We start from the raw sequence: 17,948 nt of genomic DNA, 5'->3' as shown, positions 1-17,948 counted from the left end.
AAGTTGTGCGTTTTGCAGATTTTGACAGAACTTTCGCAAAAGATTCGCCGCCCCGCTATTGAAAGCATACGCCTTGCGTGTATAATAGGAATGTTAGGAACCCATTGCCCCATAAAGAGGGAGGAACTGTTGCGCCGGGCGGTGCGGCAGAGAAACGGTAGGATAAGATGGAAAAATTCAGTGTCAAAAAACCATTTACGGTGCTGGTTGCAGTCATCATGGTGCTGATGCTCGGCTTTGTGTCGATCACCAAGATGAAGACCAACCTGCTGCCGGATGTCAGCACACCGTACCTGATGGTGGTCACCGTGTATCCCGGCGCCAGCCCGGAGCGTGTGGAGACCGAGGTCTCGGACGTGCTGCAAAATGCGCTTACGGTGCCCGGTGTTTCAAAGATCACCGCCACCTCGGCCGAAAACTACAGCCTGCTGCTGATGCAGTTCGTGGATGACACGGACATGAACAGCGCACTGGTGCAGGTGTCCAACAAACTGGATCAGGCCAAAAGCGACCTGCCGGAGACCGCACTGACTCCTTCTATCGTGCAGTACAGCATGAACATGAACGCCTTTATGACCGTGGCTGTCAGCCGCGAGGGCAGTTCGGTGTACGACCTTTCTGATTTTATCAAGAACACCATGACCCCCTACGTCCAGCGCAAGGGCGGTGTGTCCAGCGTGTCCGCCAGCGGCCTTGTGGAGCAGCTGGTGCAGGTGCAGCTGAATCAGGAAAAGGTGGATGCCATCAACGAAAAGCTGATGGAGCTCATCGACAGCCAGCTGGAAGCGGCGCACGCCCAGCTGGAGGATGCCGAGGCCAAGATCAAGGCCGGCCGCGCAGAATACGATAAACAGTTCAAAAACTTCGGCAATACCGTGTCCAACACGGTCATGGGCACCCTGAGCTCTGATGTCGGCAGCGCCGTAGAGGTGGTGCGCAAACAGGCCGAAGCGCTGCTGCAAAGCGTCAACAACCTGATCGCCGTGGTCAAGGAGCCCGAGGTGCAGCAGGCACTCATCGAAGTGCAGGCCGGCTTGCAGCGCGTTCTGGATAAGTTCAACAGCACCGGTATGCGGGATATCGATTCTTTGATCGAGATCGTGTCCGAGCTGCGCGATATCACCGATAAGCTTTCCTCTGCTTTGCAGACCCTGCAGAACCGCATCAACACCGAGACCGGCGCACAGGGTGAGGGCGCCGAGGATCTGGTAGACGAGCTGCAATTGCAGGACAGCCTGAATGTCATCTATAAGACGCTGGAGGACACCATCAAGGCCATGGACAACGTGCCCGGCATGATGACCGAGTTCTCCAACGCACTGGGCAGCTTTACCCAGCAGCAGCTGGCTGCCTATATGCAGTTTACCGAAGCCCGCGAGCAGCTGAACGAGTACGAAAAGCAGCTCAACGAGGCCAAGACCCAGTACGAGACCGCCAAGGAAAAGGCGCTTGCCAGCGCCGATGTGACCAAGCAGCTGGATATCAAGACCCTTGCCACCCTCATCTATGCCCAGAACTTTTCCATGCCCGCCGGTTACGTCAAGGACGAAAGCGGCGAGTCGTGGCTGCTGAAGGTGGGCGAGGAATACGACAGCGTGGAGGATATCCGCGGTGCACTGCTGCTCCATGTGGAGGGCTACGGCGACGTGCGCCTTTCCGACGTGGCAGACGTGGAGATCATCGACAACGCCGCCGACAGCTACACCCGCCTGAACGGCGAGCAGGCTTCGGTGCTGAAAATTTACAAGGACGACAGCTCCAGCGCAGGTGACGTATCCGCCAACTGTCTGGACGCTTTCAAGGAGCTGGAAGCCCAGTATGAGGGGCTGCACGTTGTGGTGCTGTCCAATCAGGGCAACTACATCAGCATCCTGATCAAGAGCATCCTCACCAGTATGCTGGTGGGTGCCGCATTGGCCATCATCGTGCTGGCCATCTTCCTGAAGGACGTCAAGCCTACGCTGGTGGTCGGTGTCAGTATCCCCCTGTCGGTGCTGTGCGCCGTGGTGCTGATGTACTTCACCGGGCTTGACCTGAACGTTATGACGCTGGCCGGTCTTTCGCTGGGCATTGGTATGCTGGTGGATAACTCGGTGGTCGTCATCGAGAATATCTATCGTCTGCGCGGCCGCGGCGTGCCCGCCGCCCGCGCTGCGGTGCAGGGTGCGCGTCAGGTGGGTATGTCTGTTGTGGCGTCTACCCTTACCTCGGTGTGCGTGTTCCTGCCGGCGGTGTTCTCTGCCAGCCTCATCCGCAGCCTGATGGGCCCCATGTCCCTGTGCATCGGCTACTGCCTGATGGCTTCCCTCATCGTGGCACTGACCGTGGTGCCCGCCGCTTCGGCTACCGTGCTGAAGAACGCCCAGCCCAAAAAGCTGGCATGGTTCGATAAAATTCAGGACGCCTACGGCCGCAGTCTGGAAAAGGCGCTGCAAAAGCGCTTTGTGCCGCTGGCAGCCGCTGTGCTGCTGCTGGTGTTCTGCTGCTGGCGGGTGGTCTCCATGGGCATCGTGCTGCTGCCCACCAGCACCAGTAACGAGGCCATGATCACCCTTTCCACTACCGACACCCTCTCGAAGGACGAGTCCTACGATGTGGCCGGTAAAGTGGTGCAGGCTGTGATGGCCGTGGACGGCGTGGAGGAGGTAGGCATTACCCCCGACAACACCGTGGCGGGCATGGATGTTTCCAACCTCGGCCTGCCCTCTGCCATCACCGACCTGCTGAACGCCGCCAACGGTTACGGCAAGTATAAGATCAACGTCAAGCTCAACGAGGATCTCTCCTCTTCCAAGATCGACGCCGCCTGCAAAGCCATGGAGGAAGCCGTGGCAGGGGTGGCGGACTGCACCGCCACCGTCAAGCAGTACGGCATGACGGATGACCTGACCAGCCAGCTGTCCACCGGTCTGACCATCAAGATCTACGGCACTGATGCCGAGACCCTGACCGCCCTGTCCGAGAAGGTCATGGACATCGTGAACAACACCGATGGCTTCCAGAATGCCACCAACGGTCTGGGTGCGGGTGATTCCACCATCATCCTGCAGGTGGACCGCGACAAGGTGCGTGCCTACGGTCTGACCGTTGCACAGGTGTACCAGCAGATCGCGGCAAAGCTGACCACCACCACCACGGCACAGACCCCTGTTACCGTGGACGGCACCACTATGGATGTGCAGATCAGCAACAATCTGGACCCGCTGACCAAGGAAAACATGATGGACATGACCTTTGAGACCACCGTCATGTCCGCAGACGGCACCACCGCCACCGGTACCTGCACACTGGCAGATATCGCCAGCTGGACCACCGGCACCGCGCCGGACTCCATCACCAGCGAGAACCAGAACCAGTACGTTACCGTCACCGCCGAGACTGCCCCGGGCTACAACACCACGGTGCAGGCGCGTGCCGTGAAAAAGGCGCTGGATGCCTTTGCCCTCACCGACGAGATGCCGGAAGGCTGCTCCTTCTCCATGGGCGGCGAGAGCGACAGCGTCAACTATATGACTGACGAAATGATCCAGTGGATGGCACTGGCTCTGCCCTTTGTGTACCTTGTCATGGTGGCACAGTTCCAGAGCCTGCTGTCCCCCTTCATCGTGCTGTTTACCGTGCCGCTGGCCTTTACCGGCGGTCTGCTGGGCTTGCTGCTCACCGGCCAGCAGCTGACCATGATCTCCATGATGGGCTTCATCGTGCTGATGGGTACAGTCGTCAACAACGGCATCGTGTTCGTGGACTACGCCAACCAGCTGCGCATGGGCGGCATGGAGCGCCGCGCCGCGCTGGTGGCTACCGGCAAGACCCGTATGCGCCCCATCCTGATGACCACCCTGACCACCGTGCTGGCGATGCTGCAAATGGTGCTCAGCAACGATATGGCAAGCCAGCTGATGAGCGGCATGGCCATCGTCATCATCTGCGGTCTGAGCTACGCCACCCTGATGACCCTGTATATCGTGCCGATCCTGTACGATATCCTGTTCAAGAAGCCGCCGCTCAACGTGGACATCGGCAGCGACGAGGATTTGGACGACATCCCGGACGATGCCGCCGAGTTCATTGCCGCCCAGTCCTCTGCGGCACAGCCTCAGCCGGAAGCATAAGGCATACAGCCCGTATCACCAAAGCGTCCCGCATTTCCACCGGAAGTGCGGGGCGCTTTTTGGCTGTCTGCCCGCAGACGGGACGATTTGGATTTTAGCGGGCTCGCCCTCTCCGTCTTTGCTTCGCAAATCCACCTCTCCCAAAGGGAGAGGCCTTGGCAAAGAGATGAAGTTTGTGTGGACTGCCAAGGGCTCCCACTTTGGGGGAGCTGGCATCGAGCAAAGCGAGATGACTGAGAGGGCGAGGATGCTACCCTTATACAACAATTTTTTTCTCCGCAGACGCGCCGCCAGCAGCGCTATTGTGGGCACTTTCGATGATTCCAACAAAAAATCGCCGTAAAAATTGGATGGTAATTCTAAAAGGAATCCAACACAAAACTGTAAAACTGTGATATAATCATAAATACAGACAAAATGCAAAAGGGGGCAGTCTGCCCCTTTTGCATTTCCGAAAAAAGCTTTAGGAGGCGAGGCCCAATGGCACAGATCCGTTCTAAGCCCTTCGGTGTGACCAAAGAGGGCGCTAATGTTACCGAGTACATCCTCTCGAACCCCGGCGGAATGTCCGTCAGTGTGCTGGATTACGGCTGCGTGATCAAAAATATCATCGTCCCGGCCAAAAACGGCCCGGTGGATGTGGTGCTGGGTCACGACACCATGGCAGATTACGAAAACGACTTCACCTCGTCCGGCAGCACCTGCTGCGGTGCTTTTGTGGGGCGCTATGCCAACCGCATCGAAAACGCCGTCTTTACGCTGGGCGGCAAGACCTACCAGCTGGAAAAAAACAACGGCGAAAACCACCTGCACGGCTGTTTTTCCCGGAAAATCTATGAGGTGAAATACTTCGGCGATACCCTGCTGATGGAAGCCGTAAGCCCCGACGGTGAGGACGGTTTTCCCGGCACGCTGAAGATCGCGGTGCGCTATACCCTCACCGACGACAACACCTTCCGCATGGACTACCGTGTGTCCTCGGACGCCGACACCCTTGTAAACCTGACCAACCACAGCTACTTCAATCTGGATGGCGGCGGCGATGTGCTGAACCAGAAGCTGCGCATCTACGCTTCCCGCTATCTGGAAGGCAACAATACCACCTGCCCTACCGGCAATATCCTGCCCGTGGCGAACACCCCCATGGACTTTACCGCCGGCAAGCTTATCGGCAAGGAAATCGACACCGGCTTCTCCCAGACCACCATGGTGGGCGGCGGCTACGACCACTGCTATGTCATCGACCGCGCACGCGGCTCCAGCCAGAGCATCTGCGCATGGGCTACCAGCGATAAGACCGGCATCAGCATGAAGCTGTACACCACCCAGCCGGGCATCCAGCTGTATACCGGCAACTTTTTGCAGGACTGCCCCGCCCCGGGCAAGGGCGGCGAGCCCCTGCGCAAGTACGGCGGCTTTGCACTGGAGACCCAGCACTATCCGTGCAGCCCCTCTCACCCGGAGTTCCCCTCCACGGTGCTGCGCGCAGGCAAGGTGTTCCGCGCCACCACCACCCTGCGGTTCTTCACCGGCAAGCAGTGCGGAAAACTTTAAAAAGGATACATCACGCAAAAAACGTCTGCTCCGGCAGGCGTTTTTTGCGTAAATGGTGTTGCTTATAGCGGGCTCGCCCTCTCAGTCAAAGCCTGTCGGCTTTGCCAGCTCTCCCAAAGGGAGAGCCCTTGGCAAAACCGGGAACTTTGTGTGGACTGCCAAAGCCTCTCCCTTTGGGAGAGGTGGCACGGCGTATGCCGTGACGGAGAGGGCGAGGGAGTTTCCCTCTCCATTTCTATGTTTTGCACAAACGGCGCATTCTCTCCATGTGAATAATGCGAAAAATCTCTGTCAATCAAATGTGTACTGTACGAATATGCAACAAAAATATATCTGAATAAAGAAAGCGCCCCTTGCAGTCGGCGGCAAAAAGCGGTATTCTTTAAGCAGACCGGGCAGCGCCCGGCGCAAAGAGAAAAAGCAAGAAATACTATGTGAGAGAGGTACTCGGCTATGGCAATTTTGGTTTCCGGCGGTGCCGGCTACATCGGCAGCCACACCTGCATCGAACTGTTGAACGCTGGCTACGATATCGTAGTGGCAGATAACTATTATAACGCTTCTCCCGTGGTTCTGGATCGGGTCAAGCAGATCACCGGCAAGGACTTCCGCTTCTACAATGCAGACATGACCCGCCATGAGGATGTGGAGAAGATCTTCTCCGAGTGCCCGGACATCACCGCTGTCATCCAGTTTGCAGCCTACAAGGCTGTGGGCGAGAGCGTGTCCAAGCCCATCGAGTACTACTATAATAACCTCAACTGCACGCTGGTCATTCTGGACGTGATGCGCCATCATGACTGCCACAACTTCGTGTTCAGCTCCTCCGCTACCGTCTACGGCGACCCCGCCAGTGTGCCCATCACCGAGGACTTCCCTGTGGGCGCTACCACCAACCCCTATGGCACTACCAAGGCCTTTACCGAGCGCATTCTGCAGGACGTCTGCCATGCAGACCCCAGCCTGAATGTGGCGCTGCTGCGCTACTTCAACCCCATCGGTGCCCACAAGAGCGGCCTGATCGGCGAGGATCCCAACGGTATCCCCAATAACCTGATGCCCTACATCGCCAAGGTGGCTGTGGGCAAGCTGGAAAAGGTACACGTCTTTGGCAACGACTACCCCACCCCGGACGGCACCGGTGTGCGTGACTACATCCACGTTGTGGATCTGGCCCGGGGCCATGTGTGCGCCATCCGCAAGCTGGAGACCGGCTGCGGTCTCTTCATCTGCAATCTGGGCACCGGCAAGGGCTACAGCGTGCTGGATGTCATCCACGCCTTCTCCAAGGCCTGCGGCAAGGAGATCCCCTACGTCATCGACCCGCGCCGCCCCGGCGACATCGCCGAGTGCTACGCCGACCCCACCAAGGCTAAGAACGAGCTGGGCTGGGTGGCTGAGTACGGCATCGATGAGATGTGCGCCGACAGCTGGAACTGGCAGAAGAACAACCCCGATGGCTACCATACCATGAAGTAATAATGATTTGAACCGGAGCACCGCATATTCTCGCCTGAGAGTGTGCGGTGCTTTTTTGTTACCATTTTAACTTTAGCGGGCTCGCCCTCTCAGGCGCTTACGCGCCAGCTCCCCCAAAGTGGGAGCCCTTGGCAGTCCACGCAAAGTTTATCTCTTTGCCAAGGCCTCTCCCTTTGGGAGAGGTGGATTTGCGAAGCAAAGACGGAGAGGGCGAGGATGCTGCCCGCCGAGCAACTCCCCCATATTCTCTATTGACATCCGCTGCCAGTTAGCCTATACTACATTTGTTAACACAGACTAACATGCAGGAACAGTACATATAAAAGAAGGCAGACGGATATGACGTTAAAAGAGTTACAGATCGGCAAAAGCGCCATAGTAGATGCTGTGGGCGGTGCGGGCGCACTGCGGCAGCATTTTCTGGATATGGGTCTGATCCCCGGGGCAGAGGTCACGCTGGTAAAGCTGGCACCCATGGGCGACCCCATGGAGCTGCGCATCCACGGCTATGAGCTGACCCTGCGTCTGGATGACGCGGCACAGATCACCGTGACCCCCACCGAAAAGACCCCGGCGGTGCACGCCCCGGTGGCGGAAAAAATGGTGGAGCACCCGGGTCTTGGCGAGGGCGGCAAGTACCACACCAAGGAGGGGGAGCATCCCCTGCCGGAGGATAAGACCCTGACCTTTGCGCTGGCGGGCAACCAGAACTGCGGCAAGACCACCCTGTTCAACCAGCTCACCGGCTCCAACCAGCACGTGGGCAACTTTCCGGGTGTGACGGTGGACCGCAAGAGCGGCGCCATCAAGGGACACCCGGAGACCGAAGTCACCGACCTGCCGGGCATCTACTCCATGTCTCCCTATTCCAGCGAGGAGATCGTCACCCGGCAGTTCATCATCGGCGAAAAGCCCACCGGCATTATCAATATCGTGGACGCCACCAACATCGAGCGCAACCTTTACCTGACGATGCAGCTGATGGAACTGGACATCCCCATGGTGCTGGCGCTGAACATGATGGACGAGATGCGCGGCAACGGCGGCACGGTGCGCATCAACAAGATGGAAGCCATGCTGGGCATCCCGGTCATCCCCATCTCCGCCGCCAAGAACGAGGGCGTGGACGAGCTGGTAGACCACGCCGTCCATGTGGCAAAGTATCAGGAACGCCCCGGGCGGATGGATTTTTGCAGTGAGGACGACCACGGCGGCGCGGTGCACCGCTGCATCCACGGCATCCAGCACCTCATCGAGGATCACGCCAAGGCGGCGGGCATCCCGGTGCGGTTTGCCGCCACCAAGCTGGTGGAGGGTGACCCCCGCATTGAGGAAGCCCTGAAGCTGGACCAAAACGAAAAAGAAATGATCGAGCATATCATCGTGCAGATGGAGCAGGAGCGCGGGCTGGACCGCGCCGCCGCCATTGCGGATATGCGCTTCTCCTTCATTCAGGAGCTGGTGGCGCAGACGGTGGTCAAGCCCCACGAGAGCAAGGAGCAGCTGCGCTCCAACCGTATCGACAAGTTCCTTACCGGCAAGTACACCGCCATCCCGGCGTTTATCGCCATCATGGGTCTGGTGTTCTTCCTCACCTTCAATGTCATCGGCCTGTTCTTCCAGAACCTCATGGAGATGGGCATCGACGCCCTGACCGGCGTTGTGGACACCGCCCTGACCAACTGGAACGTCAATGCGGCGGTGCACTCGCTGGTCATCGACGGCATCTTTACCGGCGTGGGCAGCGTGCTGAGCTTTCTGCCCATCATCGTGGTGCTGTTCTTCTTCCTCTCCATGCTGGAGGATACCGGCTACATGGCGCGTGTCGCCTTTGTGATGGATAAGCTGCTGCGCCGCATCGGCCTGTCCGGCCGCAGCATCGTGCCCATGCTCATCGGCTTTGGCTGCACCGTGCCCGGCGTGATGGCAAGCCGCACCCTGCCCTCGGAGCGCGACCGCAAAATGACTATCCTGCTCACCCCGTTCATGAGCTGCTCCGCAAAGCTGCCCATCTACAGCCTGTTTGCGGCGGCGTTCTTCCCCAAGTACGCGGGGCTTGTGATGGTGCTGCTGTACTTCACCGGCATTCTGGTGGGCGTGCTGGCGGCGCTGCTGCTCAAGAGCACCGTGTTCAAGGGCGAGGCCGTGCCCTTTGTCATGGAGCTGCCCAACTACCGCCTGCCCGGCCTGAAAAACGTGGCGCAGCTGCTGTGGGAAAAGGCGCGGGACTTCTTACAGAAGGCCTTTACGGTCATCTTTGCCGCCACCATCGTCATCTGGTTCCTGCAGAACTTTGATTTGCAGCTGCGGCTGACCGCCGACCCGCAGGCCAGCATTCTGGCGCGCATCGCGGGCGATATTGCCCCGCTGTTTGCCCCGCTGGGCTTTGCGGACTGGCGCATCTCCACCGCCCTCATCACCGGCTTTATGGCCAAGGAGAGCGTGGTGTCCTCGCTGCTCATCCTCTTCGGCTCTACGGCTGCCCTGACCACAGCCCTTACCCCGGCGCAGGCCGCACCCCTGCTGGTGTTCTGCCTGCTGTACACCCCCTGCATCGCGGCGGTGGCGTCGGTCAAGCGGGAGCTTGGCGGCAAGTGGGCTACCATCATGGTGGTCAACCAGTGCGCCGTGGCATGGCTGTGCGCCCTGCTGGTGCGCCTGGTCGTCGTGGCGGTGTTCTGAAATACTAGTTCGATTTTTGGGTCCTGAAAAGCCGTAGGCTTTTCAGGACCCTTTTTTCTCTTGACATCTCCCTTCATCTGTACTATAATACTTCAAAAATGAACTGTCTATATAAGAACAAAAGGAGCGCCGCATGAACCCTACCATAGAGATCAGCTTCAAGACTGCGCAGGCGTACAACGCCATGTGCAAGCCGCTGTGTCAGGAACTCAAGCTGCCCCAGACCGCCTTTGATATCCTGATGTTTTTAGCCAACAACCCGGACTGTACCACCGCCCGGGATATCGTGGAGATCCGCAAGATCAAAGCAAACCTTGTGTCGGTAAACGTGGATCGTCTGGTGCAGGAGGGGTATCTGGAGCGCCGCGCCGTGGCGGGCGACCGCCGCAAGACCCAGCTGCTGTGCACCGAAAAGGCGCAGCCGGTCATCGCACGGGGGCGCGAGGTGCAGGAGCGCTTTTTTGCCCGCCTGCTGGACAACACGGACGCTCCCACCCGGGAGACGTTTTTCCGCACCATGGAGGTCATCGGGAAAAATCTGGACGAGATCTTAAAGGAGAATGGATAAAATGCACTTGCTGTTTACGGTGCTTGTCACCTTTTTTGCCGGCATGGGTGCCGGCCTTGGCACCGGCTTTGCCGGTATGAGCGCGGCGGCGGTCATCAGCCCCATGCTGATCACCTTTCTGCACATGGACCCCTACATGGCGGTGGGTATTGCCCTTTCCTCGGATGTGCTGGCCAGCGCGGTGTCTGCCTATACCTACCATAAAAACAAGAATCTGGACATCAAAAACGGCCTGATCATGATGGCAAGCGTGCTTACCTTTACGGTGGTGGGCAGCTGGGTGGCCAGCAAGGTGCCCTCGGCCACTATGGGCGGCTTCTCGGTGTTCATGACCTTCTTGTTGGGTGTCAAGTTCATCCTGCGCCCGGTGATGACCACCAAGGAAGCCATGCAGGGGGTCAGCGCACAAAAACGTGCGGTGCAGTCGGTGGTGTGCGGCGTGCTCATCGGCTTCATCTGCGGCTTTATCGGCGCGGGCGGCGGCATGATGATGCTGCTTATCCTCACCAGCGTGCTGGGGTACGAGCTGAAAACCGCCGTGGGCACCAGCGTGTTCATCATGACCTTTACCGCCCTGACCGGTGCGGTGTCCCACTTTATGATCGGCGGCACGCCCGATTGGCTGGTATGGGCGCTGTGCGTGGTGTTCACCCTGCTGTGGGCGCGCATTGCCGCCGTGTTTGCCAACAAGGCTGCCCCCAAGACCCTGAATCGCGCCACCGGCGTAGTGCTGGTGGTGCTTGGCGTGGTCATTATGGGCTTCAACCTCTTGACCTGAAAAACGATTTAAATGCGCGCCGCGCTGCTCTGCGCATCAATAGAGGAAAAACAATTTTAAATTTGAGAACCGGGAAAATCTGCGGATTTTCCCGGTTCATTTTTCACAGAAGGGAATGCAGTTCTCCTTTACGGCCTTTCCCGTGAAAATGCAATGCCGGGCGGTCCGCAGACCGCCCGGCATTGCTCTATTAAAAATAATAATTCCGCTGTGTGTGCGCAAAGCGAAGCGGAGCGCATTCCAAACCGTCAGCGCTTACTTGCTCTCTACCTTTTCCTCGATGGTGGAGTGGTCGATGACCCAGTCGGCAGCCTTGCGGATGCCCTCGTTGCGGCGCAGGGCGGCAACGTCGGTGCTGGCCTTGATCTCCTCCACCGTCTTTTTGGTCTTTTCGGCGCGCTCAGCCAGCTGCTTGTCGATCTCCTCATCGGTGGGCAGCAGGTTCTCCTGCTGTGCGATCTGCAGCAGTGCCATGCGGGCGCGGGTGTTCTTTTCTGCGGCGGCACGCACCTTGGCAGTAAAGCTCTCGCGGGTCTCATGGATCTGGCTCAGGTAGGTGTTCAGGCTCATGCGCTGCATCTGCAGCTGCTGCTGGATGACCTGCATCTGCTGCTGGTAGGCGTTTTCCACCAGAATGCTGGGGATCTCGCCCTCTGCAGCATCCGCTAGCTGACCAAGGATCATGTCCTTGGCGTGGTTCAGCGCACCGCCGTGGCGGCCGTCAAACAACTGCTGCTTCACGAAGGCGCGGTACTCCTCCATGGTCTCCTTGCCCATCTTCTTGGCAAAGTCGCTGTTCAGGGCGGGCAGCTGACGCACGCACACGTCATGCAGCTTGATCTTGAACACGACAGGCTTGCCCGCCAGCTCCTTGTTGGGGTAGTTCTGGGGGAAGGTGACGTTGATCTCGAACTCGTCCCCTGCCTTGTGGCCCAGAATGCCGTCCTCGAAACCGGGGATCATGCGGCCGCTGCCCAGCTGCACGGACTGATCCTTTGCCGTGCCGCCCTTAAAGGCCACACCGTCCAAAAGACCCTCAAAGTCCATGTGCACCACATTGCCCTTTACAGCGGGGCCCTTGTGGGGCACCAGCTCTGCGGCGTAGTTGCGGCGGCGCTCCAGCACCGTGTCGATCTCCTTGTCGGTCACCTCCGGGGTGACGCACTGGGAGGTAAAGCCGGTGGTCTTGGTCAGCTTCAGCTCGGGCTGCAGCGCCACGGTGGCGGTAGCCACAAAGCCCTCATCCTTTTTCACACTTACCAGATCATAGCTGGGATCATCCACCGGCGCAAAGCCGTGTTCCTTTAAAGCAGCCTCGTACAAAGCAGGCACATCCTGATCCATCAGGTCGTTGATGGCATCGTACCAGAAGGTGTGCTCGCCGCGGTCAGCTTCGATCTGTGCGCGGTCGGCCTCGCCCTTCTGGAAGCCCTTGATGGTGTAAGTGGCGCGGGTGCGCTCATAGACCGCGTTGGAGGCGGCCTCCAGTTCCTCAGCCGTAGCGCTGAAGGTCATTTTGCAGACACTCTTTTCAGGAGTTTCCACGCTTACCAGTTTCATAGGATCTACCCTCCGTGTTGTTCCCTTGGCGGCGGGGCGGCGCTGCCAAGGCAGCAGCCGGAACGCCATTTTGGGGACATTTTCAAACATTAGTAAAGTTATTATAGCACAAGTGCAGCAAAAGCGGTATAATAAACTTGATAAAAATGTGCCGTTTTGGCAATTTTTGTCCATTCAAACAGGAAAAAAGCGCGTTTTGCGGCAGCAGCTGCCGCGCAAAAGTGGGAAAACCCTCAGGAAAGGAAGGCTGTCCCCTATGCGATTATTTGATGTTTTGGGCCCGGTGATGATCGGACCCTCCTCCAGCCACACCGCCGGTGCGGCAAAGATCGGTTATACCGCACAAAAGCTTCTGGGCGAGGTTCCGGCGCAGGCAGACATCGGCCTGTACGGCAGCTTTGCCACCACCGGCAAGGGCCACGGCACCGACCGCGCACTGGTGGCGGGGCTGCTGGGTCTGCGCCCGGACGACCCCCGCCTGCCGGATAGCTTTGCGCTGGCTGCGCAGCAGGGAATGCAGTTCAGCATCCACCCGGTAGAGCTGCGCTCTGCCCACCCCAACACCGCCGTGCTCACCCTGACCAGCCGCACCGGGCGGCAGCTTTCGCTCAAGGCGGCGTCGGTGGGCGGCGGACGCATCCGTGTCACAGAAATTGACGGCGTACCGGCGGATTTTGGCGGGGACAGCAACACCCTCATCATCCACAACGAGGACACCCCCGGCTGCATTGCCGAGGTGACCATGGCGCTGGCACTGCGGCGCATCAATATTGCGTCCATGCAGGTATTCCGCGCCGCTGCGGGCGGCTATGCGGTGATGGTGCTGGAGTGCGACTCCCACATCCCCCACGCGCTGGAGCGGCAGCTGGCGGTAATGCCGGGTCTGCTGAAGGTGACCTGCCTGAACGTGGACGAGCCGGAAGAAACGGAGGAATGAGCCATGGCATTTTTGTCCTGTGAAGAGATGCTGGCCGCTGCCCGCAGCCAGAAGATCACGCTGGCAGAAGCGGTGCTGCGCAGCGATTTGGAGGAGAGCCGCCTGACCGAGGCACACAGCCGCGCCGCCATGCGGCACCTGTGGCAGGTGATGCAGGCCACCAGTCAGGAATACGACCCCGCGCAGCGCAGCCGCAGCGGCCTTTCCGGCGGCGATGCCGCCAAGGTAGAGCAGGCGTGGCAGCAGGGACGCCTGCTGGGCGATGACTATCTGGCCGCAGTAACAGCGGAAGCCCTGAAGACCGCCGAGTGCAACGCCTGCATGAAGCGCATCGTAGCCGCGCCCACGGCGGGCAGCTGCGGGGTGCTGCCGGCGGTGCTGCTGCCGCTGGCGCGCGCCGGACAGGCAGACGAGGACACCGTCTGCGATGCACTGTATGTTGCGGCGGGCTTCGGGCAGGTCATCGCTGCCCGCGCCACGCTGGCGGGCGCAGAGGGCGGCTGTCAGGCCGAGGTGGGCGCTGCCAGCGCCATGGCTGCCGCCGCCCTGTGTAACCTGAAGGGCGGCACCCCGGAGCAGTGCGCTGCCGCCGCCGCCATGGCACTGGGCAACCTGCTGGGGCTGGTCTGCGACCCCGTGGCCGGTCTGGTGGAGGTGCCCTGCATCAAGCGCAACGTGGTGGGCGCGGTGAATGCGGTCTCCTGCGCCAACATGGCGCTGGCTGGGGTGGACTACGCCATCCCCTGCGATGAGGTCATCGATGCCATGGGCCGCGTGGGCAGCCTGCTCTCCCCCGACCTGCGCGAGACTGGTCAGGGCGGTCTTGCCGCCACCCCCACCGGCGTAAAGATTGCCCGCCAGCTGGCGCAGGAGGGCTGAGCACCACGCCCGCTCTCCCCCGCCCGGCGGGCGAAAAACGGCTGTAAATGCCGCTTTTGCGCCGGGACGGCAGAAGGTTTACAGAAAAAACGCAGTAAAATCAAAGAAAAGACGTTCTTTTTTGGAAAATATAAAAATATTTTAAAAAAGCTGTTGACAAACCCCGCACTTCGTGATAAAATACATCATGTTCCGAACGGAACGTATGCGTTGGTAGCTCAGCTGGATAGAGTGACTGACTACGAATCAGTAGGCCGGGGGTTCGAGTCCCTTCCATCGCACCAGAAAATGCCGTGAAATCGAAAGATTTCATGGCTTTTTTGTTTTGTAAGCCATGGCTGCACGGTTTCTGCACGGTTTTTGCACGGTCGGTGTTTTCCATGTCCGATTATGTAGGGCGCTGTATTGCTTTGCAATCAGTGCCCTTTTTTGCATCAGGTGAGCAGTGCTAAGCGGAGTTTTGCCTTCATTTCCGGGTCGGCATCCTTCAGCAATTCCAAAAGAGCCGTCATGGAGATGGTAGGTTCGCCTGCGGCGGGTACAGCCTGCGGGCTGGAGGTGTCGGGCTTGGCATAGAAGCCGCTTTCAAACTTCTTGCCCAGCTCTACACGGGAGGACTGCTGGATATGGGCGTAGGTGTTCACCAGCATATCCGCACTGGCGTGACCAGTGGTCCCCTGCACCGCCTTGATGTCGCCGCCGGAGATCATTAACTGGTAGGTGGCACTGGAATGGCGCAGACCGTGGAACACGATGCGAGGAAACTCCGGGTGTGTGTCCTGCCATTTCAGGAACTTCTTGCGGATGAGCACCGGCTCTACCGCCAGACCGTTGGGGAGCCGCAGCAGCATCCCGCTGTTGCGGTATCGTTCCGGGTCGAGGGTTTCTTCCCGTTTCAGCCGTTCCAGCCACTGCTTCAGCTCCTCCCGCAAGGCAGCGGTCATAAAGATGGTGCGGCAGGAGGCTTCCGTCTTTGTGTCCTTCAGGATAAGGGAGGTCTTGCTGCCCTCCAGCTTGTCCGGGAAGATGCGGAGGATGCAGCCCTTGTCCACCTGCGCCAGCGTGTCCTTCTGCACCCGCTGCATGGAACGGTTGACGGTGAAGGTGCCCATGCCGTTGGCAGCATCAAAGTCGATGTCCTCCGGGGTCAGACCTGCCACCTCCCCTTCCCGCAGCGCACCCACCAGCGTCAGGTGCACCGCCAGATGCAGGATGGGGTCCTCCATGCTGTCCAGCGCTGCCCGCATCTCCTCCACCTCCCAGATGCTGCGCTCTTGGGTGGTCTTTTTGGGCGCTTCCACCGGGACGGGGCTTTTGATGAGGATGCCCCACTCCACCGCCAGCAGAAAGGAATTGTGCAGCAACTGGTGGACTTCATGGAGGGTGGTGCCGGAGAGGGTGCGCTTCTGCTGCTTGGGCGAGAGGTCTCGCCGCTTGCCGCCCACATACTGCCCGCAGGGGGTCTTGCTCAGGGTGTCGTACAGGGCTTCGATGTGGTAGGGCCGCAGCTTCTGCATCTGCATCTCCCCGATATAGGGGATGATGAGGTTCTGGATGAGCGCCAGATTGGACTGGTAGGTCTTGGGTGCCCACTTGTGCTTGCTGCACTGCTTGGGCAGCCAGTCCATCAGGAACTCTGCCACCGTCACGGCGGACGGGATCAGGAAATTGCCGGTCGCCAGCTCATGCTCGATCTGCTTCTGGCGTTTCACCGCCTCCTCCTTAGTGGGAAAGCTTTCCCATTTGTCGCAGCTCTTGCCGTGCTCGTCCTGATAGGTGTAGCGGACACTGTAAGAACTGCCGCGTTTCGTGATATATGCCATAGATTTGCCTCCTTATCAAGCTGCCCGGTAGAGCCACGCATCGAAGCTGTCTTTCGGGATGCGGATGCTTCCGCCTGCCCGCAGGACACGGAATTCGGTGGTGCTGTTGCACAGGTTGTAGGCGGCGCGCTGGCTGATGGCCAGCATCTGTGCGACCTCCTTTACCGTGTACACCAGCTTAGTGGTCTCAGGGCTGTTGGTCGGAGACTTGACGGCATTGGTTCGAGTGACCACCTCCATTGTAGCCGGATCAGAGTCCGACTGCAAGGACTTTTTCGTATAATCAAAAGATTTCACATTCTCGTACATTTTATTACACATAGGCAGTTCTCCTTACTTATCGTGGCGCATCGCAGATTCCTGCGTGCTGCGGTTCTCATAAAAACGAATGACCTCCGGCGGGATGCTGTCCAGCGTTTTCAGGGCGGCTTCGTAGTCCTGCCGCAGCTTGGCATCCTCCAGACGCTTCAAGACGCTCCCTTCCTTCGCTTTGTCCAGCGAGGCAGAGAGCGTCTTGTTCTTCTCTTTTAACTTTTCGTTTTCGGCGGCGGTCTTGGTGAAGGCTACGTTATACTTTCGCAGCTGGTCCTTCATCCGTGCCACGTTGGGGATATAGCTGTCCAGCACCTTGCTGATCTCCGCCGCACGGCTCTTGCCGTTGAAGGGGGTGATACCCACCAGCAGGGCATCCAACTGCTCCTTCTGCTTGGTCAGCTGGGTCATCTCCTTGAAGATGCGGGGCGGGATGTGCTCTCGCCCGGTCTGGCTGGCGCTTTCGCCACGCTCCAGTTCCGGATACTGCTTGACCATGTGCTGCCAGAACTCGTCCTGCCACTTCACAAGGTTCTTGCGGTTGCCGATGATCTCTTTGGCGCTCAGCCGCCCGTCAGCGGTCAAGGGCACAAAACAGAGGTGCAGGTGGGGCGTTTTCTCATCCATGTGGACAACGGCAGAGAGAAAGGTATCCGGGTGCTGTCTGCCCTCCAAAAATTTCAGGGCGTACGCAAAGTACGCCTTGACTTCGCTGTGCGTCTTGCCTTTGAAAAACTCCGGGCTGGCGGTGACGAGTGCTTCCACCACTCGCACGCTGTCCTTGCGGACACGGCAGTGGGCGGCGGCTATCATGCGGTCGGCTTCTTCCCGGTACCTGCCCTGTGGCTGCACCAGATGGAGGTTGTAGCGGCTCCGGCTCGTGTCGATGTCCGGGTTGCTGGCGTACTGCTCCTTGGTGCGCTCGTTGTGGGCTTCGATGGGGCTGATTGCTGGCCCCTTATACTTTTTGAACCTTAAAATGCCGTATTGGGCTTTCATAGATCACGCTCCTTCTTGGGGTGTACAAAAAAATCTGTACGGACCTCAAATAACCCGTACGGTCTGTACGGTGTACGGAAATCTGAAATATAAACGATAACACGTTTTAATTTGCTTCAATTCGCCGTACAGGTGCGTACAAGTACAGACCGTACAGGTTGTACGAACTTCTTCCGTGAAAAAATGCACTTTTTACGGGCAGGGGTGGACAAGCGGCTCGATGCCCATGAAAAGTAGTATCAAATGATAGACAAGAGGAAAAAGT

12 protein-coding genes and 1 tRNA gene are annotated in these 17,948 nt (G+C 58.8%); 9 read left to right on the top strand and 4 right to left on the bottom strand.

Annotation, left to right across the window (positions count from 1 at the left end; genetic code table 11):
* Positions 1–167: 167 nt before the first annotated feature.
* From C4N24_RS10955 to C4N24_RS10925, 6 genes are all read left to right on the top strand, one after another.
* Positions 168–4,112 carry an efflux RND transporter permease subunit gene (locus C4N24_RS10955; protein ID WP_112091441.1) on the top strand — a complete coding sequence of 1,315 codons (3,945 nt, stop codon included), beginning with the start codon at positions 168–170 and terminating at the stop codon, positions 4,110–4,112.
* A 480-nt stretch (positions 4,113–4,592) separates the two neighbouring features.
* Complete coding sequence (locus tag C4N24_RS10950) at positions 4,593–5,666, top strand: aldose epimerase family protein (RefSeq protein WP_112091440.1); 1,074 nt, start codon at positions 4,593–4,595, stop codon at positions 5,664–5,666.
* A gap of 453 nt (positions 5,667–6,119) precedes the next feature.
* A complete protein-coding gene (galE, locus tag C4N24_RS10940; RefSeq protein WP_112091438.1) occupies positions 6,120–7,145 on the top strand; it encodes a UDP-glucose 4-epimerase GalE in 1,026 nt (341 codons plus the stop codon).
* A 339-nt stretch (positions 7,146–7,484) separates the two neighbouring features.
* Positions 7,485–9,827 carry a ferrous iron transport protein B gene (feoB, locus tag C4N24_RS10935; protein WP_112091437.1) on the top strand — a complete coding sequence of 781 codons (2,343 nt, stop codon included), beginning with the start codon at positions 7,485–7,487 and terminating at the stop codon, positions 9,825–9,827.
* 133 nt (positions 9,828–9,960) lie between these two features.
* Positions 9,961–10,395 carry a MarR family winged helix-turn-helix transcriptional regulator gene (locus C4N24_RS10930; RefSeq protein ID WP_112091436.1) on the top strand — a complete coding sequence of 145 codons (435 nt, stop codon included), beginning with the start codon at positions 9,961–9,963 and terminating at the stop codon, positions 10,393–10,395.
* A 1-nt stretch (position 10,396) separates the two neighbouring features.
* Positions 10,397–11,173 carry a sulfite exporter TauE/SafE family protein gene (locus C4N24_RS10925; protein WP_112091435.1) on the top strand — a complete coding sequence of 259 codons (777 nt, stop codon included), beginning with the start codon at positions 10,397–10,399 and terminating at the stop codon, positions 11,171–11,173.
* Positions 11,174–11,428: 255 nt separating this feature from the next.
* Here C4N24_RS10925 and tig read toward each other — a convergent pair whose 3' ends face one another.
* Positions 11,429–12,733 carry a trigger factor gene (gene tig, locus C4N24_RS10920; RefSeq protein ID WP_112091434.1) on the bottom strand — a complete coding sequence of 435 codons (1,305 nt, stop codon included), beginning with the start codon at positions 12,731–12,733 and terminating at the stop codon, positions 11,429–11,431.
* A gap of 256 nt (positions 12,734–12,989) precedes the next feature.
* On the opposite strand from tig, the gene sdaAB reads away from it, so the two are divergent.
* The 3 genes from sdaAB to C4N24_RS10905 all read left to right on the top strand — a co-directional run bounded on the left by sdaAB (position 12,990) and on the right by C4N24_RS10905 (position 14,833).
* Positions 12,990–13,670, top strand: a complete 681-nt coding sequence (gene sdaAB, locus C4N24_RS10915; protein ID WP_112091433.1) for an L-serine ammonia-lyase, iron-sulfur-dependent subunit beta — start codon at positions 12,990–12,992, stop codon at positions 13,668–13,670.
* A gap of 3 nt (positions 13,671–13,673) precedes the next feature.
* Positions 13,674–14,549 (top strand): L-serine ammonia-lyase, iron-sulfur-dependent, subunit alpha, encoded by an 876-nt coding sequence (gene sdaAA, locus C4N24_RS10910; RefSeq protein ID WP_112091432.1) that lies wholly within the window; start codon positions 13,674–13,676, stop codon positions 14,547–14,549.
* Between the two features lie 207 nt (positions 14,550–14,756).
* Positions 14,757–14,833: transfer RNA gene (locus C4N24_RS10905), tRNA-Arg, on the top strand.
* A gap of 150 nt (positions 14,834–14,983) precedes the next feature.
* Here the strand turns inward: C4N24_RS10905 and C4N24_RS10900 are convergent.
* Genes C4N24_RS10900 through mobV form a run of 3 tightly spaced genes read right to left on the bottom strand, consistent with a single transcriptional unit; the run spans position 14,984 to position 17,683 of the window.
* Positions 14,984–16,372, bottom strand: a complete 1,389-nt coding sequence (locus C4N24_RS10900; protein WP_112091431.1) for a site-specific integrase — start codon at positions 16,370–16,372, stop codon at positions 14,984–14,986.
* 15 nt (positions 16,373–16,387) lie between these two features.
* Positions 16,388–16,681 carry a helix-turn-helix domain-containing protein gene (locus C4N24_RS10895; RefSeq protein WP_112091502.1) on the bottom strand — a complete coding sequence of 98 codons (294 nt, stop codon included), beginning with the start codon at positions 16,679–16,681 and terminating at the stop codon, positions 16,388–16,390.
* Positions 16,682–16,705: 24 nt separating this feature from the next.
* Positions 16,706–17,683, bottom strand: a complete 978-nt coding sequence (gene mobV, locus C4N24_RS10890; protein WP_112091430.1) for a MobV family relaxase — start codon at positions 17,681–17,683, stop codon at positions 16,706–16,708.
* Between the last annotated feature and the right edge of the window lie 265 nt (positions 17,684–17,948).

It is taken from the genome of Faecalibacterium prausnitzii (assembly GCF_003287405.1).
Taxonomy (GTDB): Bacteria; Bacillota; Clostridia; order Oscillospirales; family Ruminococcaceae; genus Faecalibacterium; species Faecalibacterium intestinale.
Note: the sequence above shows the minus strand (reverse complement) of the source record. Positions and strands in the feature narration are given on the sequence as shown.